Origin of the sequence: Xenorhabdus thailandensis, from assembly GCF_037996785.1 — a bacterium.
GTDB classification, from domain to species: domain Bacteria; phylum Pseudomonadota; class Gammaproteobacteria; order Enterobacterales; family Enterobacteriaceae; genus Xenorhabdus; species Xenorhabdus griffiniae.
Genome location: NZ_JBBMXF010000007.1, coordinates 73,387 through 97,238, shown reverse-complemented (window position 1 = coordinate 97,238; position 23,852 = coordinate 73,387). Strand labels below are relative to the sequence as shown.

At 42.5% G+C, this 23,852-nt stretch carries 18 protein-coding genes and 1 tRNA gene; 6 read left to right on the top strand and 13 right to left on the bottom strand.

Going from position 1 to position 23,852, the window contains the following annotated elements:
- Positions 1 to 3: 3 nt before the first annotated feature.
- On the bottom strand, positions 4 to 480 hold the full coding sequence (locus AAC853_RS02895) for a DNA polymerase III subunit chi (protein ID WP_338883553.1): 477 nt from the start codon (positions 478 to 480) through the stop codon (positions 4 to 6).
- A gap of 81 nt (positions 481 to 561) precedes the next feature.
- Positions 562 to 2,070 carry a leucyl aminopeptidase gene (pepA, locus tag AAC853_RS02890; protein WP_273570991.1) on the bottom strand — a complete coding sequence of 503 codons (1,509 nt, stop codon included), beginning with the start codon at positions 2,068 to 2,070 and terminating at the stop codon, positions 562 to 564.
- Positions 2,071 to 2,349: 279 nt separating this feature from the next.
- On the opposite strand from pepA, the gene lptF reads away from it, so the two are divergent.
- Both lptF and lptG read left to right on the top strand, forming a co-directional pair.
- Entirely contained in the window at positions 2,350 to 3,447 is a 1,098-nt protein-coding gene (lptF, locus tag AAC853_RS02885; RefSeq protein WP_338883551.1) for an LPS export ABC transporter permease LptF, read from the top strand.
- Positions 3,447 to 4,523 carry an LPS export ABC transporter permease LptG gene (lptG, locus tag AAC853_RS02880; RefSeq protein WP_338883549.1) on the top strand — a complete coding sequence of 359 codons (1,077 nt, stop codon included), beginning with the start codon at positions 3,447 to 3,449 and terminating at the stop codon, positions 4,521 to 4,523. The genes lptF and lptG overlap by 1 nt, the downstream gene beginning before the upstream one ends.
- A gap of 68 nt (positions 4,524 to 4,591) precedes the next feature.
- Here the strand turns inward: lptG and ampH are convergent, their stop codons facing one another.
- A complete protein-coding gene (gene ampH, locus AAC853_RS02875; protein WP_338883548.1) occupies positions 4,592 to 5,809 on the bottom strand; it encodes a D-alanyl-D-alanine-carboxypeptidase/endopeptidase AmpH in 1,218 nt (405 codons plus the stop codon).
- Positions 5,810 to 6,205: 396 nt separating this feature from the next.
- Here ampH and AAC853_RS02870 point away from each other — a divergent pair.
- A tRNA-Leu gene (locus tag AAC853_RS02870) sits at positions 6,206 to 6,290 on the top strand.
- A 191-nt stretch (positions 6,291 to 6,481) separates the two neighbouring features.
- Positions 6,482 to 7,009 (top strand): GTPase, encoded by a 528-nt coding sequence (locus tag AAC853_RS02865; protein WP_340613649.1) that lies wholly within the window; start codon positions 6,482 to 6,484, stop codon positions 7,007 to 7,009.
- Between the two features lie 432 nt (positions 7,010 to 7,441).
- Here the strand turns inward: AAC853_RS02865 and AAC853_RS02860 are convergent, their stop codons facing one another.
- The 10 genes from AAC853_RS02860 to AAC853_RS02810 form a co-directional block, all read right to left on the bottom strand.
- Complete coding sequence (locus tag AAC853_RS02860) at positions 7,442 to 8,527, bottom strand: Shedu anti-phage system protein SduA domain-containing protein (protein ID WP_340613648.1); 1,086 nt, start codon at positions 8,525 to 8,527, stop codon at positions 7,442 to 7,444.
- A gap of 178 nt (positions 8,528 to 8,705) precedes the next feature.
- Positions 8,706 to 11,975 carry a type I restriction endonuclease subunit R gene (locus AAC853_RS02855; protein ID WP_340613647.1) on the bottom strand — a complete coding sequence of 1,090 codons (3,270 nt, stop codon included), beginning with the start codon at positions 11,973 to 11,975 and terminating at the stop codon, positions 8,706 to 8,708.
- Positions 11,976 to 12,100: 125 nt separating this feature from the next.
- Entirely contained in the window at positions 12,101 to 13,240 is a 1,140-nt protein-coding gene (locus AAC853_RS02850; protein WP_422824188.1) for a restriction endonuclease subunit S, read from the bottom strand.
- 45 nt (positions 13,241 to 13,285) lie between these two features.
- The gene (locus tag AAC853_RS02840) at positions 13,286 to 13,513 is read right to left on the bottom strand and encodes a restriction endonuclease subunit S domain-containing protein (protein ID WP_340613646.1); all 228 of its coding nucleotides are present in this window, start codon (positions 13,511 to 13,513) and stop codon (positions 13,286 to 13,288) included.
- Positions 13,503 to 15,122, bottom strand: a complete 1,620-nt coding sequence (locus AAC853_RS02835) for a class I SAM-dependent DNA methyltransferase (RefSeq protein WP_340613645.1) — start codon at positions 15,120 to 15,122, stop codon at positions 13,503 to 13,505. Before AAC853_RS02835 ends, AAC853_RS02840 begins: the two co-directional genes overlap by 11 nt.
- Before the next feature lie 226 nt (positions 15,123 to 15,348).
- Positions 15,349 to 17,034 (bottom strand): PTS fructose transporter subunit IIBC, encoded by a 1,686-nt coding sequence (gene fruA, locus AAC853_RS02830; RefSeq protein ID WP_338883531.1) that lies wholly within the window; start codon positions 17,032 to 17,034, stop codon positions 15,349 to 15,351.
- A gap of 12 nt (positions 17,035 to 17,046) precedes the next feature.
- The gene (gene fruK / locus AAC853_RS02825) at positions 17,047 to 18,003 is read right to left on the bottom strand and encodes a 1-phosphofructokinase (protein WP_338883530.1); all 957 of its coding nucleotides are present in this window, start codon (positions 18,001 to 18,003) and stop codon (positions 17,047 to 17,049) included.
- Complete coding sequence (fruB, locus tag AAC853_RS02820) at positions 18,000 to 19,145, bottom strand: fused PTS fructose transporter subunit IIA/HPr protein (protein ID WP_338883529.1); 1,146 nt, start codon at positions 19,143 to 19,145, stop codon at positions 18,000 to 18,002. Before fruB ends, fruK begins: the two co-directional genes overlap by 4 nt.
- 750 nt (positions 19,146 to 19,895) lie before the next feature.
- On the bottom strand, positions 19,896 to 20,645 hold the full coding sequence (locus tag AAC853_RS02815; RefSeq protein WP_340613644.1) for an FCD domain-containing protein: 750 nt from the start codon (positions 20,643 to 20,645) through the stop codon (positions 19,896 to 19,898).
- Between the two features lie 120 nt (positions 20,646 to 20,765).
- Positions 20,766 to 21,749, bottom strand: a complete 984-nt coding sequence (locus tag AAC853_RS02810; RefSeq protein ID WP_340613643.1) for a TRAP transporter substrate-binding protein — start codon at positions 21,747 to 21,749, stop codon at positions 20,766 to 20,768.
- 261 nt (positions 21,750 to 22,010) lie between these two features.
- Here AAC853_RS02810 and AAC853_RS02805 point away from each other — a divergent pair, with 261 nt between their 5' ends.
- Positions 22,011 to 22,517 carry a TRAP transporter small permease gene (locus AAC853_RS02805; protein ID WP_340613642.1) on the top strand — a complete coding sequence of 169 codons (507 nt, stop codon included), beginning with the start codon at positions 22,011 to 22,013 and terminating at the stop codon, positions 22,515 to 22,517.
- Between the two features lie 24 nt (positions 22,518 to 22,541).
- Complete coding sequence (locus AAC853_RS02800; protein WP_340613641.1) at positions 22,542 to 23,846, top strand: TRAP transporter large permease; 1,305 nt, start codon at positions 22,542 to 22,544, stop codon at positions 23,844 to 23,846.
- The last annotated feature ends 6 nt before the right edge of the window (positions 23,847 to 23,852 follow it).

Genomic DNA, 23,852 nt, shown 5'->3' with positions numbered 1-23,852 from the left:
TATTTAATAGGTTGGCGGGGTTGCCATGGTCAAATTAAAGCCGACGCTACGATAGGATTTATATCGTTCGCGCGCTAACTGTTTCAGATTTTCATCAATAGGAACGAAGTCTATCACTTCATGGAAAGCTGTGGCAAAGTCTGCAAAATGAGGAAGCAGTGTCACTAACACATCGCGGGGGACATTGCCTCTTTTTTGTGGCCAGCATAACTCCACGGGAGCACCGTATCGAGGGCCTTCGCCGGCAAGATTGTGCGGTACAAATTGGCTCGGCTCTCTCTGCCATAATGCTTCGTCTAATTTTTCGGCTTGTTGCTGGCTTTCACAAGCAATCAGAACCCGTTTCCCTGCACGCCATTGATCAGCAGCAAGCTGACATGCCAGCCATTCATGTGGTTGTAGATCATCTGACGATGATTGTTCCGATAACAGCTTTTCCGGTGACAGCTTTTCTAATAAATAGAAGGTGGCGTTTTTCATAGTTTCTTGGTTGCAAGGTTACTGGAAACAGTAAGGGTATTGCAGTTGCAATACCCTTAATGCCATTAAGCAGCAGGCGCATTAATCATCAGAATTCAAACCTGAACGATTTAACAGGAATTGTGACAGGAGCGCAACCGGACGACCTGTTGCTCCTTTCGCTTTACCTGAACGCCATGCTGTACCTGCGATATCCAGATGTGCCCAGTGGTATTTGCTGACAAAGCGAGACAGGAAAGCACCTGCGGTAATGGCACCACCAGAGCGTCCGCACGAGTTTACCATATCCGCAAAATTGGATTCTAACTGTTCGGTATACTCATCAGCCAACGGCAGACGCCATGCACGATCGCCCGCTTGCTCTGAAGCATTCAGCAGTTCATGCGCCAGGGGATTATGGTTAGACATCAGGCCAGTATAGTGACCGCCCAGTGCGATAACACAAGCGCCAGTCAAGGTGGCGACATCGATGACTGATTCCGGTTCAAAACGCTCAACATAAGTCAGCGCATCGCACAGTACCAGACGACCTTCCGCATCGGTGTTTGTCACTTCAACAGTCTGGCCGGACATGGTAGTCAAAATGTCTCCAGGACGATAGGCGCGTCCGCCAGGCATATTTTCACAACCCGCCAGGACACCGATGACATTGATTGGCAATTGCAGTTCGGCAACAACGCGCATGGCGCCATAGACGGAAGCTGCACCGCACATATCATATTTCATCTCATCCATGCCTTCAGCTGGTTTGATCGAGATGCCGCCGGAATCAAATGTCAGCCCTTTACCCACCAATACGATCGGTTTCGCATTGGCGTCTGCGCTGCCTTTATATTCCATAATGGCCATCAAAGATTCATTCTGCGAACCCTGACCAACCGCCAGATAAGAATTCATACCCAGCTCTTTCATCTGCTCTTCACCAATAACTTTGGTGGTCAGGTTAGCCACGTTGTCAGCCAGCTGGCGCGCCTGTGATGCCAAATACGCAGCATTACAGATATTGGGTGGCATATTGGCGAGATCTTTCGCCGCCTTGATACCCGATGCAATGGCAAGACCATGCTGAATAGCGCGTTCGCCGCTGGTCAATTCGCGGCGGGTCGGCACATTGAACACCATTTTACGCAGCGGGCGACGTAGCTCATTTTTGCTGCTTTTGAGCTGATCAAAAACATACAGTGACTCTTTGGCTGTTTCGACCGCCTGACGTACTTTCCAGTAATTATTGCGCGCCTTCACATGCAGCTCTGTCAAGAAACAAACTGCTTCCATTGAGCCGGTTTCGTTGAGGGTATTGATCGTTTTCTGGATAATTTGCTTATACTGGCGCTCATCCAGTTCACGTTCTTTTCCACAGCCTACCAGCAAAATACGCTCAGACAGTACATTTGGAACATGATGTAGCAACAAGGTTTGACCTACCTTGCCTTCAAGTTCACCACGGCGCAATAAGGCACTGATATAGCCATTACTTATTTTATCAAGTTGCTCTGCGATAGGGGAAAGACGGCGGGGTTCAAACACACCGACAATAATACAGGCACTGCGCTGTTTCTCCGGGCTACCGCTCTTTACACTAAACTCCATGAGTTCTCCTGAATCTTAAAGACAAAGACGGATACAATCGCTAAAATACCGCGTTCCGCATTCATTCATCCCAAAGAAAATTAACGGTTATGTTAACTAAGCATATTATTTTTTGATACTTAGATAACGATAACTGTGTTCTAATTGGGAACCAATATATGGAATGCTTTGGTATCATTTTAGCGATGGGGAAGCCAAACTGATTCATATAAATGGTAGATATACGACGAAGTTAGCGACTTTCCTGCAAAAAGACAAGTTTTCACAGGCGTAATAAGCGTGATCATCATTAGATATCTAGTACGGGAAACCCTGAAAAGCCAAATCGCAATACTGTTCATCTTATCGCTGATCTTTTTCAGCCAAAAATTAGTGGACGTATTGGGTGCGGCGATGGAAGGGAATATTCCCGCAAATTTGGTTTTATCGTTGTTAGGTTTAGGTGTGCCGGAGATGGCGCAGCTTATTTTACCCCTGAGTTTATTTCTTGGGGTGTTAATGACGTTCAGCAAACTCTATACCGAAAGTGAAATCACCGTCATGCATGCCTGCGGGTTGGGCAAAAGTGTCATGGTGAAATCAGCCCTTATTCTGGCGCTATTCACATCAGCATTGGCGGCAGCCAACGTTATCTGGATCACACCGTGGTCTGCTAAATATAAAGCGCAAGTATTAGCAGATGCAAAAGCAAATCCAAGTCTTGCGGCTATCATGGAAGGGCGGTTTAAGTCTTCCCGTGATGGCAGCATGGTGCTGTATATCGGTAATGTGAAGGGCAACTCTTTTGAGAATGTTTTCTTGGCTCAGCTCCGTCCTACGAATGATCAGCGCCCTTCTGTGGTCATTGCAGATGGTGGGCATATGGAAGAGCGTCCGAATGGTAATCAGGTGGCAGTCCTCCATCAAGGAACGCGCTATGAAGGTACAGCTTTATTGCGTGACTTCCGCATTACTGAGTTCATCAACTATCAGTCGACGATTGGACATCAAAAAGCCGATATCGATAACAAAGTTGAACAAAAATCGATTGAACAGCTTTGGCATGATACAGACAACGACTCCCGCGCAGAATTTCACTGGCGTTTGACGTTGATTGTTTCGGTGCTAATTATGGCGTTGATGGTGGTGCCGTTAAGTGTTGTGAACCCACGCCAGGGGCGGATACTCAGTATGTTGCCATCCATGTTGCTCTACCTGATTTTCTTCCTGTTGCAAAGTTCCCTGCATTCTAATGGCAGTAAAGGTAAACTTGATCCCCTGTTTTGGATGTGGTTGGTCAACGGGGGATATTTTGCGTTGGCTATGATGCTTAATCTGTGGGATACCGTACCCATGCGCAAACTGCGTTCACGCTTTAAGACTCAAGGAGCGTTATAATGTTTGGGGTATTGGATAGATATATCGGCCGAACCATCTTACAAACCATCCTGATGACTTTGTTTATGCTGGTATCGCTTTCCGGCATTATTAAATTTGTCGATCAGCTCCGCAAAGTTGGGCAGGGGGAATATACTGCACTTTCTGCTGGCGTTTATACCTTGTTGAGTGTACCCAAAGATATTCAGATTTTCTTCCCAATGGCTGCTTTGCTTGGTGCGTTATTGGGCTTGGGAGCACTGGCAACACGTAGTGAGCTGGTGGTTATGCAGGCCTCTGGCTTTACTCGTCTACAAGTGGCTGGCTCAGTCATGAAAACAGCAATCCCGCTGGTTTTACTGACGATGGTGATTGGTGAATGGGTTGCCCCGCAAGGAGAGCAGTTTGCCCGTAATTATCGCTCGCAAAAAATGTATGGTGGTTCACTGATGTCTACCACTAAAGGGCTTTGGGCGAAAGATGGCTACGATTTTGTCTATATCAAGAGTGTCGGGAAGGATAATGCCTTGAACGGCATCAACATTTATCATGTTGATGACAACCAAAAGCTGTTATCCATAAAGTATGCGGCTTCTGCAGTGTATGACCAAAATAACCATCAATGGAAGTTATCTCAGGTTGAAGAATCCGATTTAACCCAAGATGGGCGGATCACTGGGACACAACGTATTTCTGCGGATTGGAAAAGTCGGCTGACACCAGAAAAATTGGGCGTCGTTTCTCTCGATCCTGAAGCGCTTTCTATACGCGGCTTGCATCAATATATTACCTACCTGCAACAGGGCCAACAGGATGCTGGACGCTACCAGCTTAATATGTGGAAGAAAATCTTCGCACCTTTGTCAGTTGCAGTAATGATGCTGATGGCACTTTCCTTTATCTTCGGGCCACTGCGTAGCGTACCGATGGGATTCAGGGTTGTTGTAGGTATCAGTATGGGCTTTGTGTTCTATGTCTTGAATGAGATATTCGGTCCGCTCAGTCTAGTTTATAGTATGCCACCGATATTAGGGGCATTGCTGCCAAGTCTGTTGTTTTTCATAGTGAGTGTTTACTTACTTTTATATAGAAAATAATAACCTGATATCTCAGCAAACTTATCCGTCGCCTCCACCTTCAAGAGTGGAGGCGATTTCTTGTAAAACTAAATTTGCTTATGATTGCTCGCTAATGCTGCAACTAATTCATTAACTCCACTCGTCACACGACTAAATTTGCTTTGCTCTTTGCGGGTCATTACCACAAATACGCCAATATTGCTTTCAGGGATCATTGCCATATAGGTATTAAACCCACCGCCACCACCGGTTTTCTGGTAAATACCGGGAATATTGCCTTTAGCATCCATATATACCCAGCCAAGTCCAATACCATCTGCCAGACCTGCAACATCCATCCCTTTAATTGATTTCAGATCGGCACGTTTAAAGTAGATACCTTGTTCACGACTGGCAGTCTGCTTCCTTAACTGATTATGGGAAGATAAAAACTGTTGCATCCAACGCTGCATATCTGCGGGAGTAGAATAAATTCCACCACTGCCTGCGGCGGCAATGGTGTTTACGCAAGGGCTAGATTTAACCCCGACCATCAAACGGGTGCATTGGGATGGTGTGGGGGTTAGCGTCGTATCTTTCATGCGATAAGGATGAGTAATTTCTTCTTGCAGCAGGCGGTCATAGGGTTTTCCCGTTGCTCTAGCAAGGGCATCAGCTAATAAATCATAGGCCAGATTGGAATACGAAGCTGTCGTGCCAGGCGCGGCATCTATTCCTGCGGTTTTCAGCCAAGCCCAGCGATTTGATTGGGTTGGCCAAATAAATACAGGGCGTCCCCATTTTCCACCAGGCTGTTCCCGTGGCAACCCGCTGGTATGGCTCGCCAGATGATACAGTCGGATTGGTTGGTTAACGTCATAATCCGGCACATGGACACCGTAATAAGTGTATTTCTGTAACGGATCGGTGATCTTAAGGTGTTTCTTCTGTGCCAACTTAACCATGACCTCGCTGGTCATCAATTTGGTAATAGAAGCAATACGAATTAAAGAATCTTGGCGTGGCCTAATACCGCTGCCTGGATAAGTTTCCCCAAAACTGCGATGCATAATCTGATTGTTATCGATCACCACCATTGCCATTCCCAAAGGCTTGCCTTCTTCAAAGATGGATTGGGAATATTGATCGACCAATGCAGTAGCTATTTTCTTAAGCTTGTCATTACCCTCAAATACTTCCCATTTTGCCGGTTGCGCATTAGATTGCTGAAATTTTTTCTGGTGTGAATAACCAGAATCTGCACAAGCTGAAATCGCCCATGTCATGACGGAAACTGCACACAGTTTATATAGCCGTTTTTTCATTTTTGGATTAACCAATCAGAGGGCATTCAAGTGAAGGAATAAAGCTATTATTTGTTTTTCTTAAATATCGCCATAATGGCACCAATAACGATACCTAACAGGATACCTGTAAAAATCCAACTGATAATGGTCATGATAATTTACCTCATAGCAGTGTATTGTTTTGAATTATATAAGGAGTTTAGAGGTTGTCTATTGGCTGGAAGGAATTGTGTGAGGAGGAATTGGCGGGATGTGGTGAAAAATTCGGTTTGCTTTTAAGTGTTGCTGGTAAAATCTGGTGAAAAAATAGAATAATCGATCCTTTTTTCGTCACTTGAACAAAATCGAAAGGATAAGTGTTGCGAATGCGCTTCTGACAGGTATAATGACCCCCGTTCTCCGAACCATTTCAGTGCCGAAGTGGCGAAATCGGTAGACGCAGTTGATTCAAAATCAACCGCCTTCGGGTGTGCCGGTTCGAGTCCGGCCTTCGGCACCATATAAATTAAGACGCTAAATAAAAAGAAGCGTCTTTTTTTATGTCTGAATTTCAGTATTACAAAGCTTTTCTCAGCACTCTGCTCATCTATACCATTATGGGTTTACTCATACCATAGCTTCATTAATGTAAGTGAGCTTGTTCCCTGATCTCGATAACAAAAGTTGGCACTATTACCACTGGAGGATGTAATGAAACTTTCAGATTTAGGAAATAGAATTTGCATTATGGGACCTTCAAATAGCGGTAAATCTACACTTGCTAATGCTATTTCGAGGAAGAGAAACTTGAAGGTAATTCACCTCGATCAGCTTTTTCATTTACCAAACACAAACTGGCAGGAGCGTCCTGTCGATGAATTCATCTCATTGCATGATATGGCAATAAAGGAAGATAGCTGGGTTATAGATGGGAACTATAGAAAATGCCTATCACAACGCCTATCCAGGGCAACTGGATTGATTTTATTAGATGTTTTAACGCCATCAAGCTTGCTACGTTATGTAAATAGGACACTATTACAATGCAATCGCTATGGTGGTCTGGAAGGTAATAGAGATAGTATCAAATGGAAAATGATCCATCATATCACTGTTGTCACACCAAAAAGCAGAAAACGCTATGCAGAGCTGTTTGAGCAATTGACCATACCTAAGATCAAGTTGACATCTATTAAAGAAATTAAGGATCAATTTGATAAATGGGAACTTACTCGATAGCTACTTATATAAAATCATTTCTATTATACTCAGCAAGGTATGGACATCCTTGCTCATAATGATGCCGGATAGATTGAAGCAAGCTCATCATAAATTAAAATCAGTCTTGCAAAACTTCTCCCAGCTTTTCATCTGCAACGTCAAGATATTGGCAACCTGACCAAATGTTTTTATTGCCTACGATGTAGACTCGGTTTTGCACGTGAGTAATCGCGACATTTAGCAGATTCGGTTTCTCAGAGGCCTATTTTGGCACCTTGGGTTTCCTCCGAGAGGTCAAGAACAAAAATGACGTTTTTCTCTTCTTTACCTTGAAAAGTATGCACTGTGCCGATACGCTTGTTGAGCCACTGATTTATACTTCTACGCCATGAAGCTCTTTTTGCAGGCAAGCCTTCAGTTGGTTTTTGACCTGTTTACACGCCCTAATATTTATCTGTTGTTAGGTAGTTTGTTTAATAAACTATCCCAACTCTCTAATCTTATTGGAGGAGATGATGTCATTTCTACATTGTGACGTTGTTTACTTTCTTCAATATCATTTTTAGAACGGCCAGCGATGACAACTGTTCTAATATTTATGTCTTTATCGGGGGAGACGCTTAATTTACCTTTTGGTCCACATAAGGCGTTATGAATATTCGAACCAGTCTCAACTGCCTCTCTTACCTTGTGGAAATACTCACGATGTCTTGGGTAATCTCTATAAATGGTACCTATTCTTTCTCTTACTTGTTGTATTGCTTCATTTGTTTTTTGAGAAAAATTGTTATACCCAGATGAATTCATTAGATTGAAGTTGGCTCCTTTTATTTCAATTAACGTTACATCCATTCGGGAACGTCCTGATAAAACAACAAAATCAACAAAACCATTGCCAACCATTAGTTCTGGTAAAACGATATATTCCTCAGATGGATGAGCATATAAATCAGCAAATAAAGATAAATCATTTCTCAAAAAATTAGAAATATCTCTTTCAATAGGATTATTTTTAATAAAATCAATTAATTCACTCTTTGATATAGTACTGTTCCTAATTTTTAATCTCTTAGAAATGACATCCGGTTCTTCTACATAGGTTTTCTTAGTGAAAGGATAGAGGGATTGATGGAGATTCTCTATCTGCTCGAAAAGTCTTTTATTTTTTAAAGAATTATCTAATAATTCTTTATGAGGGCAATTGAGCATTTTCTGTGTTTTTTCAAGAGTTGTTTTTTCCCAGCTGGGTGCATTGGAATTGCTGAAAGTGACAATATCGAATGTACCATATCCAGAATATTTATCTTCGTAATGCTCAATAATAATAGTGTCGTGGTAAATAAAGCCTTTGGTAACTAGCTGTTGTCTAATATATTCAACGGAGTTAGTTACACTGGTAGGCCCACTTTTTTCACCTAAATCTGTGAGTAGTGCAAATTGAATTTGCTCATTAACAAATACTCGGACCCTGCAAAGAGCATCTTCATGAGAATAATTGTTTGGTTGAAATTGGAAAATGAAATCACTTACTTTCATAGTACATTCTTGCCTCATACAATATCGTTTAAATTACCTTGTTTTGTCCATTGATTGGACCCGTCACTGAATGTTTCCTACTTGAAAGATGATTTCTCAGTGACGGTTTAAACAGAAATCGGGTTAGTTAGATCTCTTAGCAAAAGTAGTACTCCTGTTCGATGAAATCCATAGTCACTTATATAGCCTGATTCATTCTATTCATCTTAAAATTTTCTGCTTGTGACAGAACGCCGTAATATACTTCATCATTAACTATGGGAGGGAAACCATGTTTATGCAGTAATAAAATCAAATCAACCTTGAGTTTTGCTTTAATGTCGTCACGCTTACTCCAGTCTGGATATTGTGCGGTGTTATCAACAATTAGTTTCATTTCTTTAGCCAAAACGAGCATTTTGCTATCATCATAGGTGAACTGATATTTTTCACGCATATGAGCCAAAATGTCATAGAAAGCCTTTTCTTCAATATCAATCCCCATTTCGGCATAGGTGCCCATTTCAGTTTTAATATCGTAGATGATATTGGTCATTTCTTGACTGAAAATATCAAATTCTTCCCCACTTAAGATGTCATCTTCCCTGCGTTCGTTATAGCGCTCAACCAGTGCTTGAAAACGGCGGGAAAAATTGACGCCTTGTAGTTGGTTGATCTTTTTAAAATCGCTAATGGCTTTTTCCAATAGCTTTTGTAGTAACTGGATTTTGGTATTGGGTAGTTTGATCTTGTTAACCCGGGCTATATAGTCATCGTCAAAAATATCGATAGATTCTGCTTGGCCTTCACTCAATGTATACAGTTCCTCAACGCCATTAGATTTTAGCGCATCAGCAATCATCTCTCGTACTTTAGCGTTCATTTGGGTGACATCCGGTGCATCGCCTTTAGTGAGTTTAAAAACGATAGAACGGATAGCTAAGAAAAAGTGGATATGATCGCGCTCATCTTGAGTTAATAATTCGTTACCACAGCAGATGTCATAAGCTGCTTTTAGTCGCTTGACTAGCGCCATAAAACGGTGCTCCCGCTTTTTGTTTTGTAGTACAAACTCAGCGGCACAGTTTAGGCATACGAGTTGTGCTAGAGCCTCACCACTAAAATAATCTTGGCTATCGAAATGGTGGAAAATATTCTCCAGTAAATCAAGGTGATCTTTCACTGCGGTAATGGAGAGACAGATATCTTCAAAGTTAACAGAGTCGATTTTGGAATACATAGCCAATGCTTGATTCATTTGTCGTTTGATACCAATATAATCGACGACTAAGCCTTTGTTTTTTCCTTGAAGGTTACGATTTACCCGTGAGATAGTCTGAATAAGATTGTGTTTTTGTAAGGGCTTGTCAATATAGATAGTATCTAATTCGGGCACATCAAATCCTGTTACCCACATATCTACAACAATGGCAATTTTGAAGTTTGATTTTGGATTTTTGAACTGCTTATCTAGTTCCTTGCGTTGTTCCTTGTTGCCAAGTAAATCATAGAGCGTTTTTTCGTCATTTTTATCACGTGTCATCACCATCTTCACCATTTCAGATGGCGGCAATTTTTCTTTTTCACCCTCTGTCAGTTCGATATTATCTGGAATTTTTTTGACTTCAAACCAAGCGGGGCGTATTACTTTAAGTTGTTTATAAAATTCCCAGGCAATCTCACGGCTGGCACAGACAAATATGGCTTTGCCTTTTATCGTCGAACCTTCTGCCACGCGTTTTTCGTAATGCTTTGTAAAATCATCGGCTAATGCTCGCAGACGATCCGGATCGCCCAAAATAGCATTCATATTGGCGGATGCTTTTTTACTTTCATCTATTTGATATTCGTTGGTGCCAGCGGCGGCACATTCTTCGTAGTATTTTTCGATCTCTTCAAGTTTGCTGTTATCAAGAATGATTTTTGCAGCACGTCCCTCGTAAACGATAGGAACGGTGATGCCATCTTTCACTGATTCAGCCATGGTGTAACTATCGACGATTGCACCGAACACATCTAACGTGGCATCAATAGGCGTTCCAGTAAAGCCAACATAGGTGGCTGATGGTAGTGAGTCGCGAAGATATTTGGCAAAACTATAGACTTTGCGAATGCGCCCTGTATTGTTATCGATAAGTACCTTCTGATCGAGATTGGTTTGGCTTCGATGTGCTTCGTCAGAGATACAGATGATATTGTTACGTTCTGAAAGTAATTCTGTTCCTTCATTGAATTTATGGATTGTTGTCAGGAAGACACCACCGCTGTTGCAACCCGCGAGTTTTTCACGTAACTCTTCGCGATTTTTAACCGATATAATTGTGTCATCTCCGATATATTTTGTTACGTTACGAAATTGACGGGATAACTGTTCGTCCAGATCGGTACGGTCAGTAATCAATACAATTGTGGGGCTGGCAAAATCTATACTCTTCATCAACAGGCGGGTTAAAAATTGCATAGTGTAACTTTTACCACATCCAGTAGCGCCAAAGTAAGTTCCGCCTTTTCCATTACCTTGTGGTTTACGTGCATGTTTAATGCTGTAATAGAGCTTGCGTGCAGCATAATATTGCGGGTAACGGCAGCAGATTTTAATTTCACTATTCGTATTATCAGGAAAACAGATAAAGTTTTTGATAACATCCAGTAAACGTATTGGATGAAATAATCCTTCAATCATGGTGTATAGTGAATTAATACCGTTTTGCTCACAATTTTCATCCCCAGTAATTTTGCGCCAGGAATAAAAATATTCGTAGGAAGAAAACAGGTTACCCATCCGGGTATTAGCGCCATCGCTGATAATGCACATTGTGTTGTAAACAAACAGTTGTGGAATATCACGACGGTAGCGGACACAGAGTTGTGTCCAGGCATCGCTTAAGCTAGCTTTTTGCTCGCGAATAGCACTTTTAAATTCGAATACCACTAATGGCAGGCCATTGATATAGAGAATAGCATCGGGAATACGGGGCTGTTCATCTTTGCCGATAATTTCGAGCTGGCTCACTATCTTAAATCTATTACTCGAGCTAGTAGGATAATAGAAAGCCGAAGGTTCCGCGGCTTCTTGTTGCTGCAATACTTCATCGGTATTAAACAATTGGTTTAGTGCAGCGGGTAGGTGACGGGTATCGATAAGTTCGATATAGAGATCTTTCTCTGTCCGATCATCTCGTTTAAACAGAAAGCCGTTAGACAGCCAGGAGCAAAATGTTTTATTGCTGTCGTAAAGATCATTAGCGGAAAGGGTCGTGAGCTGGCGAATAATACGTTCAATTTCACTGTTTGTTAGCCCATCAGATTGATAGCGGGTTGTGAGGTAATCGCGGAGTTCATTGACAATTATCACTTGTTCCTTATCGGTTCTGCTGAGGTTTTCACCGAGTGTATGGGGATAACCTTGTTCTCCTAACAATTCGATAATGGCACGCTCTAACTTGGCTTCGCTAAATTTCAGACCCATTGTTTATTCCCGCTCCTAATTATTGAAACGGCTAATCATACAATAGCTTTTCTTATTTTTACTTTGACTTATTACTCAATATCCTAAAAACAAGATAAAAAACCCCTTGTGAAAGGGGTTGAAAATTATGCACATTTTTTTTCTGTGACGGTTTCCGGTAGGTCATCAAGGGATAACTCGCCGGAGATCAGTTTTGGGAGTAGAGTGTCTCGGAGTTGGGTTAATGATTGTATTTGTATACTGTTAAAAGCTATTTTCTCCGAAATATCTAAGATATATTTCTCCACATATTTAGAGAGAGATGTATTTGGAAGCAAAATTTTTTGATCGAACAATACCTTTCTATTTAATTCAGTTTGTCCTGTACTACCTTCCCCTAATTTTTCTATTACGTTTTCTTGAAGCATTAGTAATTGCCCAAAAGTATATTTTGGACAAAGTTTCTCGTTAGCTCTTACAACGGTTACATGGGAATCGACAACAGAATTTTCTGGTAAAAACCGAACTTGTGCCATTCTTCCCAAGGTTCCAACTCCTGTAGAGTTAATTAAAATATCACCTAATTCTAGTTCATAGCCTGAAACTTTTTTTAATTCAGTATTGTTTCTTCGGCATAATGAGAAATTTATTTCATGGTTTCGGATACATTTTTGATTAATGACCTGAACACCACCATCTTCAATATATTTAGGTGAGATTCCTCTTTTTAAGAATGAACTAGCTTCAAATAATGTATATATATTCCATCCTTTCGGCACCCATCCTAATTCCGTTTCCTCAAATTCTGTTGGAAATAGTGCACGAATTTCCTCCGATAATGGTTTAAAGTCTGGGCTGTTACGTACTTTCTGGCGCAGCTTTGCCCGTTTCTGAAGGCTATCAGGGATTGGGTTTCCCGCCTCTAGTGCGTTATCAATCACTGGATCGAAATCGACAAACCAGGATTTAAATAGGGTTTGTGATATTTGTTCTAGGGTTTGATTGATATTATTATTTAATATAATTTTATTATCCAATCCACTGATTATTTTTTCTATATCATTCTGAACATTAATTGGAGGTAATTGTAATGTTATGTATTTTAATGATGATAAAGGTTGCCCAATACCAGGTGTTCCAACTTGGGATGAGTTTTTGAGTAATTCATTTTTCCCTTTTGATGTTTTGAAATAATAATAAAGGAATTTTGGGTTAACCTTTTTCTTATTACAAGTCAATTTCATTAAACTGGACGATAATACATACCGTTTATTTTCTGTGACAATACCGACTTCACCTATAGAACCACGATGTGGGAAAACAAGATCATTTTAATATACATTACTTGAACCTAGCGTATCAGCTTTATTTTCTGAAATAAAGACAAATTCACCTTCAAAATTGGGACCATTAGAAATATTAGTGCCCCGTATTACAGGAATACCTTGCTCAATATAACAGTCGCTCTTTATTCGGGAACCGAAAGGCCCAATTGCAATGGCTCCTTTCTCTGAGGCTTGTAATTCTTCAATTCTCACTAATGGCCAATTATTCGCCATAACCCAACTCCTCTAAATTCTGGCGAATTACTTTGTCCAGTTCTTCGGCTTGTTTCATTTGTTGGAACAATGTTTTTGACAGATCACGCATTTTAGTCTCAAAAGCAATACCATCATCTTCCTGTTCTGCTGCACCAACATAGCGTCCCGGAGTCAGCACATAATCGTTAGCTTTAATTTCCTCAATGGTTGCTACTTTGCAGAAACCAGCAATATCTTCGTATTTTTCCAGTTTTCCATCGCCACGTTTAATACGCTCCGCCAACTCTTTCGGTGTACTACGCCAAGCGTGGTAAGTATCGGCAATGGTTGCGATATCGTCTGCTGTCAGTTCTTTATTAGTGCGGCTAACCATTGAACCAATATTACGAGCATCAATAAATAACGTTTCACCCTGGCGATTACGATAGCCTTTGGCAACATCCACATCTTTATTTTTGGTGAGAAACCACAAACAAGCTGGGATCTGAGTGGTATAAAAAAGCTGGCTGGGAAGGGCGATCATGCACTCTACCAGATCATTTTCGATCATTTGTGCGCGAATTTCCCCTTCACCACTGGTATTGGAACTCATGGAACCATTTGCCAACACAAAACCCGCAGTACCAGTTGAGCTCAGTTTGGAGAGTATATGTAAGATCCAACCGTAGTTGGCACTTCCTGTCGGGGGAGTACGATAGCCAGCAAAGCGTCGATCATCAGTTAATTCTTTTTCGTTACGCCATCCTTTCAGATTAAAGGGTGGATTAGAGAGAATATAGTCAGCTTTGAGATCAGGATGTTGATCGTTAAAGAAAGTATCTGCGGGTTTCTCACCTAAGTTGCCGGATAATCCACGAATGGCAAGGTTCATTTTTGCCAGTTTATAGGTCGTTGCAGTAAGCTCTTGTCCATAAATGGCAATATCGCGGCTTTTACCCTGATGGCTTTCTACAAATTTCACAGATTGGACAAACATACCACCGGAACCACAGCATGGGTCATAGATCTTACCCTGAAAAGGCTCCAACATTTCGGTCAGCAAAGTTACCACACATTTTGGAGTATAGAATTCGCCACCGCCTTTACCTTCGGTCGCGGCAAATTTTCCAAGGAAATATTCATAGACTCTGCCGATCAAATCTTCTTTGGAAAGCTCTTTAACACCGGTTTCACGAGCAGTGGTTTCGATGTTATTGATGGAGTCGATCAACGATGCTAGTTTTTTAGGTTCCAGATTTTGGCGGCTGAAGTAATTATCTGGTAATGCGCCCTTTAAAGCAGGATTACGTTTTTCTATTGTGGAGAGCGCTGTATCAATAAGTACTGCAATATCATCCTGTTTGGTACGTTCTTGGATAAATGTCCAGCGCGCCTCTTCGGGCAGATAAAAGATATTATCTTGCTGGTAGAAGATTTCCATATCGATAAAGGCTTGTTGGCCTTCGTCTTTCATTTTTTTACGACGTTGCTCAAACTTATCACTGATAAACTTTAAAAAAACGAGACTCAGTACGACATGCTTGTATTCGGAGGATTCGACACTGCCTCTGAGTTGGTTAGCGGTATCCCATAACGTTTCTTCAAATCCTTTTTTTGCTTTGGTTTTCTTAGTTGCTGCTTTAGCCATGTTGATCTCAAATTCGTATTACTATGACGGCAAGTATACTAACAAAATATGTTAAACGCCGTCTTCAATACTTCTTGGGGCTCTTAGAGGGATTACAGTTCAAAATAATCAGTATTACATCCATCCAATGTGATCACTTCAAAGCGCCCAATTGAATGAAACTTGTGATAAGTTCTCCAGAAGCTCTGAGACGACGGTATTACAGATTTCTTTTTTTAAGCGATGGTTATACCCCAATCTCCTTTCTCTTTACCACTCCATAAACGCCACCTGCTAGTATTGCACCAACCAAAATAGCGCCCAAATAAGTCAATACAGGCGTAATCGCCCCTGGAATTAATAATACAAACAACCCACCATGTGGTGCCATGAGTTGCACACCAAAGTACATCGAAAGTGCTCCCGTCACTGCACCACCTAGAATACAACTTGGCAGTACCCTAACTGGATCTTTCGCCGCAAATGGAATCGCCCCTTCGGTAATAAAACACAGCCCCAATACCAGTGCCGCTTTTCCACTTTCGCGCTCACTTTGCTCAAACTTATTCCGTGCAATCGTGGTTGCCAGCCACATTGCTAATGGTGGAACCATCCCAGCGGCCATAATTGCCGCCATTGGTCCATAGGTTTGTGCACTTAACAACCCGACACCAAACGCATAGGCCGTTTTGTTAACTGGACCGCCCATATCTGTACACATCATGCCGCCAAGAGTCATGCCAAGGATCACCGCGTTGGTGGTTCCCATTGATTTCAGCCAGTGGGTCAACCACTCCATAATTGTTGCTACGGGTTTACCCACGACATAAATCATGATTAATCCGGTCACTAACGTTGCGACCAATGGGATGATTAAAATCGGTTTTAACGCCTCCATGTTTTGCGGTAGAGGCAGTTTGGTTGTCAGAAGTTTGACAACGTAGCCCGCAAGGAAGCCTGCGATAATACCACCGAGAAATCCAGCTCCAGTGCTAACAGCAAGCATACCACCAATAAGTCCGGGCGCTAATCCGGTGCGTCCGGTGATGGAATAGGCGATATAACCTGCAAGTACGGGCACCATTAAAGCAAGTGCGGAACCGCCACCGATTTGCATGAGTGCTGATGCCAATGTGTCGGGCTCTTTGAAGGCTTCGATACCGAATACAAATGACAATGCGATGCACAATCCGCCTGCGACAACCATCGGCAGCATGTAGGATACGCCAGTCATCAAGTGTTGATAAATGCTGGTGCTTTCCTGTTTTTTATTGGTGGATGGATTGAACGCGTTAGAGGCGGTAATACTGCCTGTGGCTGTGTAAATTCCTGCTTCGGTCAATGCGTTATCGAGTTCTTGAGCGGTTCTTTTCAAGGCCGCGCCTGTGGAAGTACGATAGAGGCGTTTACCGGAGAATGACGAGAGATCTACATCAATATCTGCCGCTACAATCACCAAATCTGCTGCTGCAATTTCTACGTCGGTAATGGCGTTATTGGTTCCCACGGAGCCACGGGTTTCTACTTTGATCTGCCAGCCGCGTTTTTGGGCTTCGGTCTCCAGTGCTTTGGCCGCCATAAATGTATGGGCAACACCTGTCGGGCAGGCGGTGATAGCGACAATATTGACGGGGTTTTGTTGATCCGTGCTAACGATATTTTGCGGTTGGTAAATATTGGCTTTTGTTTTGGCATGGTGGAGGAATGTTTCCGGTTCACGGATCGCTTGTTCGGTAGAGCCTGTGAAGGTTTTTTTGCCATGTAGGTTAAGTGAGGCTGGTGAAGATTCACCGATAATGATCACCAGTTCAGCATTGTCCACGTTGGCAACAAGAGAAAGGCCATGCCTGACGGCTGTATTTGCCAATATATGTTTAGCGAGGTAAGCGCGAGCCTGTCCCTGTTTATTGTTGCTGATAATCAGTGTCTTCATGATGTTCTCTTCTTATTGTTGTTTTGGATAAGGGGTTAACGCAGTCAGTTCGATTTTTGCCATTAGTCGGGCGAGTTGTTGGCGGTCTATGTTGCCAATGTTGCTTTGGCCGACAGTCATAGCGGAGATGGCGGTAGCAAGGCGTAGTGTGTGCTCACTGTTTTGTCCCATCATCAGACCGTAAATCAGTCCGCCGACCATTGCATCACCTGCGCCAACGGTGCTGACGATTTCGCAATGCGGTGGTTTAGCGAGCCATGTTCCCGTTGAATTGACCAGAACCGCGCCTTCTTCACCCAGTGAAACGACAACGTGCGAGATCTCCGTGGCATGCAGTTGATGGGCGGCAGTGATGATATCTTCGAATGTTGGTAAAGGTCGCCCCGCCCAGATCTCTAGCTCGCGGCGGTTGGGTTTGACCATCCACGGTAAAGCCTTGAGTCCGGCAGTCAGAGCTTCTCGACTGCTATCAAATACCACGCACATACAGGTTTCGCGTAGGCGTTGCATCCATTCAGTGAAGTCATCCAGCTCTACACCTGTTGGCAGGCTGCCGCTTACGCACACCATATTAAATTCACTCAGCCACTCGATGGAATCTTCGGCGAAGCGTTGCCACTCTTCTTTGCTGACACTGAATCCTGAAAAGTTGAAATCAGTAACCAAGCCATTCTGCTCAGTCAGTTTGACATTGGTGCGTGTTCGTCCCTCTACAATCTGAAATCGATTGACGATGCCTAGTTCTGCAAAGTTTTTTTGAAAGGTACTTTGGTTTTCTCTACCCAAAAAACCACCTACAGTGACGTTGATACCGAGTGTTTTGAGGATCTTGCCAACGTTGATGCCTTTGCCTGCCGGATATAGTCCCAGGGTTTGGATGAGATTGACTTCACCGGCTTTGAAGTTTTCAACCCGTCCAATCAGGTCATAAGCAGGATTCAGAGTGATCGTCGCGACTTTTTTGTTCATACCATTTCCTCGCCCATGTTTTTGTTAATAAGGGATTCAATAGCGAGCAAGGCGTCTTTGGCATCGGAGCCGGTCGCGGTAAAGCGAATTCGTTCGCCTTGTTTAACGCCCAAACCTGCAACTTGCATCAGCTTACTCCCATCGACAGGAATGCTATTTCCATCAAGATAGGTGATGGAAATTTGGCTTTGGAATTGTTTGATGGTGTTAACCAGAAGTGCACTGGGGCGGGTATGAAGGCCATGTTTATTGGGTAGGACAAAATCCGCAATCAGTGCGTTTTTTTGAGACAATATCGTTTCTTGTGCTACATCCATTGTCAGTAGGTCTACGATGGCTGTGCTGTTTTTGGCGCGTAACAGGTATTCACCTTTATCTTGTTGCAGCAGAGTGCTGAGATTATCTAGAAAACCGTGCAGTTGATCGTCTGCGCAAGCGATGGTTAATAACAACCCAACGGGTTGTTTATCAACAGTAAAAGGTGTTTTGGGGCGGGAGATGGCAATTGCATTGTGCAAATTGCCCTGCGAACTGTCACTGAGCCAGATACCTTGGCCAAGATGTATTGGTGGCTTGGTAAAGACATCGGCAATAAATTTTGCATTCACTGCGTTGGCTTGTTGTAGCCGAGAAATGTTTATTGCCTGCAAGGTTGTCAGATCGTGTACGTCAATATCCAATGTGAGCGTAGAGTTATCCAGCAGATAGGCGGATTTGGTGTTCATTAATAAATGATAGAGTTCATTTACATCGGTGGTTTTTGCCATCCGGCTGGCGCGGCTTTCATCACGAATGATCGGGATCAACTGATGCAGCAGATTAAGGTGTTCGTCGGATTTTGCCGCAATGCCGATAACAAGATGGACGGTTTGGTTATCGCCCCAGTCGATTCCGCTCGGAAATTGCATCACTTGTACGCCGGTTTTCAGTACGTTAGTGCGGGTTGTATGGGTGCCATGTGGGATGGCAATACCATTACCCAGATAGGTTGAAGAGAGTGTTTCACGTTCCAGCATTCCTTCGACGTACTCTTTACTGGCATATCCTGCCGCAGTGAGAGCTGTGGCGACTTGGCGAATAGCCCTTTCTTTATTGGTAGCATATGCTGCCAGATGGATATCTTGTAACAGTAGATGAAACATTGATGTTTGCCTCTCTATAATTTATTGAAACGATTCAGCTTTTTAAGTAAAAAATAAATCTAAATGAATTCATGTTATTTTTATTATTTAATGAACCAAGTAATTTGTTTTTTTAAATAGAATTTAACCGAAATAATTTAATCTTAATAATAAAGCGAATTAATATGATTTTTATTTCTAGCTTGTTTTATAGCTACTAATTATTTTTTTGTGATGTGGATAGATAATGTCAATTATCTATTCGCATTAAACTTCAAGTTACAATTTACAAAATTCTATGAAACCTGATTTCTCCCCGCGAGGCGGGGAGAAATCACATGCATCTTGAAGTTGGATTGGTATATATTATTGGGAATGTATCGTCAAAGAGTTAGAATGTAAAGGGAAGTTTTAGGTCATTTTATGAAATGGTGATGGTGATCTTGATTAATTTAAATGAATCGTTATTAATGATAAAAATAATATTAGTGAGATGGGATTTTAATGAAAGATAATGGATAAGTTTTTTCCTTCCTTATATACCAATCCAACCTCAAATTGCAGCTTGTAAATCAATGTGATTATTTATATCTTCCCGCTATGCGGGAAGATATAAGACGCATATTGAAAGGCGATTGGTATAATACTGAAAGTCATTAGCCAGTGTTTTTATTTATTCTTGGTTTTTGTTTATGTCATGAAAGGCGAGATCGGCCTGATGAGTGAGTTTTTGGGAGCTGCAAATAGTCGCAACTCCCCAATCCCCAAAACTCACTTCCCAATCCCAACCGGATACGACTCAAACAAATACCCATCAAAATTAGGGTCATCTACATCGGATAATTCCAATAAACTCTGTTTCACATTTTCTAAATGTTGCCACATTGTTTGCTTCGCTGCTGCGGGATCTTTTTTTATCATCGCTGCCAAAATTGCCTGATGATCATTCAGCCACTCTTTACGGTAATCAGTATTAGTAATTCGGCTATGCAGTTTCATCCACATGGGATTATTTTCACGCCACGTCCAGGACTGTTTAAGCAATTCAACTAACATACTGTTATGCGTGGCCTGTGCGATGGCTAAATGAAATTCCCTGTCACCGGATTCACTTTCCCCCGAAATCAGATCCTTTTTCTCTTTTTCCAATGCTTTGCGCATATTAGCAATATCGGCTGGAGTCACCTGGAGCGCTGCAAACTCAGCGATATTACTTTCCAATAATTGGCGTGCCTGTAACAGTTCAAAAGGCCCTGCGGCATTAATGGTCGTATCACTTGAATAGGAGCGTGGCAATTGGATGAGGTAAATGCCTGAGCTTTTGCGTACTTCAATGAGGTTTTCCAATTCCAGTACAATCAACGCTTCACGAACAAGCGTGCGCGAAACGCTGAATTTTTCTGCAATTTCACGTTCTGTCGGTAGACGATCACCGGGAGAATAATCCATCTCTATAATCATCTGACGTAATGATTGGGCTACTTCGTGATAGGGACGCCTGGAGTCTGCAAAATTCATCATTTAATGCCGCCGTAAGGTCATATACTTAAATGGATCGACTAAAAATGATGTTATTCTAAGGCATCAATGCCAGAAATATAACCACCTATTCTTGTTACAATAGGTGGTGTTGAGAGGAAATTATTCTATTTTACGTACTCGATTTACCATTTCGAATAATTCCGGTTGGGTCTTAGCAATATTGTCATACATGGGGCTGACCGCGCCTTGAAAGAGAGTTTTATCCACGACAATAAATTCAACCCCGTGTTTTTCTGCTTTAGCACGCTCTTCCTTTTCTGATTGTTCCCACAGTTGAATCATGTAATTTGAAGAATTCAGCGCCGCTTTTTTCACAATTTCTTGCTGTTCAGTGGTTAATTTATTCAACGACTTGTTCGATATTAACAGGACATCAGGGATCATCGTGTGCTCATCCAGGGAAAAGAATTTTGTCACTTCATTGTGGCGGCTTAGCGTAAAAGAGGTGATGTTGTTTTCAGCCGCATCCACAACCCCTTGTTGCAAGGCGGTATAAAGTTCACCATAAGCGAGTGGTGTTGGATTTCCTTTCAACCCTTTCACCAAGGCAATAGCGGTTGGGCTGGGTTGTACGCGAATTTTCAAGCCTTTTAGATCTTCAGGCGTTCTAATCGGTTTTTTCGCATAAAAACTGCGTGCCCCCGCATCATAGTAAGTGAGACCAATAAATCCCATGTTTTGACTTGAAGCGAGGATTTCTTTGCCGATATCGCTATCGATGACTTGTTGGTAGTGCTCTTTATCGCGGAACAAATAGGGCAGGTTAAAAATGGAATACGCGGGAGAAAAGGCTTCTAATTCTGCTGCATTGGATTTAGCAATATCCAAGGCGCCATTTTGCATCAATTCGATGGATTCACGTTGGTTGCCCAATTGAGAATCAGAATAGATGCGGATACGAATTTCCCCATTGGTTTTTTCTTTCACTTCGTTAGCAAACTGGGTCATGGCCTGATGGACTGCATGAGCCCGGTTCTGGTTATGGCTAAGTTTCAGCGTTGTCACGGCGAAAGCCTGAGATGCCCCTATCATCAATATGATGCCAGCCGCTATGCCTGAAACCTGTCGTTTATTGTTCTGCATGTTTGGTTCTCCAGAGGTGAGGGTCGGTTTTTGTTATTTTCTTGTGGGCAAACCATAATCAGATTTTATTGACTGGGCAAAGGGCAAAATTCAATTGGTCGATCTTACTCGCAAAAAACGTCGATATTGGTTGACCTTTTGGGTTTGTGATCTGCCTCACTCTCTTTCGGAAGTTATTTCAGGGTTTTTAGTACGATCAGTATAGATTCTCATTTTTGGACGGGCTTTAATTGGTAAACCAAAATGATGGGGATCGGATAAATGAAAAACCTTCTGGCGATGACCAATAAAAGTTTGGCATTTTTTACCATCTGCCTGCTGGCCTTTCTGGTTTTATGCGTGTCATGGCAAGTCATTTCACGTTATGTCTTAGGTACACCAAGCACAGAAACAGATGAATTAGCACGTTATCTGTTTATGTGGGTCGCCTTGATTGGTGCTGCCTACACAACCGGACAGCATCGGCATCTTGCTATCGATCTGCTGATGATGAAATTAACCGGAGTCAAGAAAAGCGTTATCAACCTGATTATTCAGGCAGCCATTATTTTATTTTCTGCCATTGTGCTGCTTTATGGTGGCGGCCTGCTGGTTTCATCGACCTTGGAAAATGGTCAAATCACCCCCGTATTAGGCTGGAAAATGGGGTACATCTATTTGTGTCTGCCGATTAGCGGAATATTGATGATTTTCTATGCGTCCGTTGATGTTATCTCGATTATTCAACATTTTTCTGGTCAACCATCCGTTGTGTCTGAGGATCATTAACTTGTGGAGATAAGGGGTTAGAGTATGGATTGGTATATCATTGCCGCACTCTTTGGCACATTTGCAATATTGCTGGCATTGAGTGTTCCCGTTTCTTTTGCAATCGGCTTATCTTCGTTAGTTGCTATTACGATGACATTGCCGCTGGAATCCGCGATCACGGTTGTTGCACAACGTATGGCTGCGGGAGTCGATAACTTCTCTCTATTGGCGATCCCGTTCTTTATTCTGGCCGGAAATATTATGAACCAAGGTGGGATAGCTGCCCGTTTGATCAATCTGGCCAAAATGATTGGCGGCCGTTTGCCGGGATCATTAATGCACGTCAATATCATGGCGAACATGCTGTTTGGGGCAATTTCAGGTTCGGCAGTGGCATCCGCTGCTGCGGTTGGGGGAACAATGGCACCGATGCAGCGAAAAGAAGGATATGATCCTAACTTATCTGCTGCTGTGAACATCGCTTCTTGTCCTTCTGGTTTGCTGATCCCACCCAGTAATACCTTGATTGTGTATTCGTTGGTTTCAGGGGGAACATCTATTGCTGCCTTGTTCTTAGCGGGTTATATCCCAGGCATTATTATGGGTATTTCACTCATGTTTGTGTCTGCCATTATTGCCAAGAGGAAGCGCTATCCTGTTGCACCTCGGCCAACGTGGCGCGCATTTTTTGTTACAGCGTGGCAAGCGATACCGTCATTAATGCTCATTGTGGTCATTATGGGCGGTATTATTGCGGGGATCTTCACGGCGACAGAAGCCTCAGCCATTGCTGTTCTCTACAGTTTTATTCTCGCAGTGGTGATTTATCGTGAAGTGAGTCTCAAACAACTACCCAAAATTATTCTTGATTCAGCTATTACCACATCTATTGTTTTGCTACTGATTGGCGTATCAATGGGTATGTCCTGGGCGATGGCCAATGCTGATCTACCCTATCTAATTGCCGATGCGTTGATGGCGGTTTCTGATAATCCACTGACCATCTTGCTAGTCATCAATATCATCCTGCTGATAGTGGGGATCTTTATGGATATGACACCTGCCGTTTTGATCTTCACGCCGATTTTCTTACCCGTTGCGACGAGCATGGGTATCGATCCTGTGCATTTTGGCATCATCATGACATTTAATCTGGCGATTGGGATTTGTACTCCTCCCGTAGGCAGCGCGTTATTTGTGGGGTGTTCTGTGGGGGAGGTGAGTATCGATAAGGTACTGAAACCGCTGTTGCCGATGTACATTGCGCTGATTTCGGCGTTAGCGCTGGTGACATACCTGCCGCAACTAAGTTTGTGGTTACCTGAATTAGTCTTGAATAAGTTATAGGGGGAG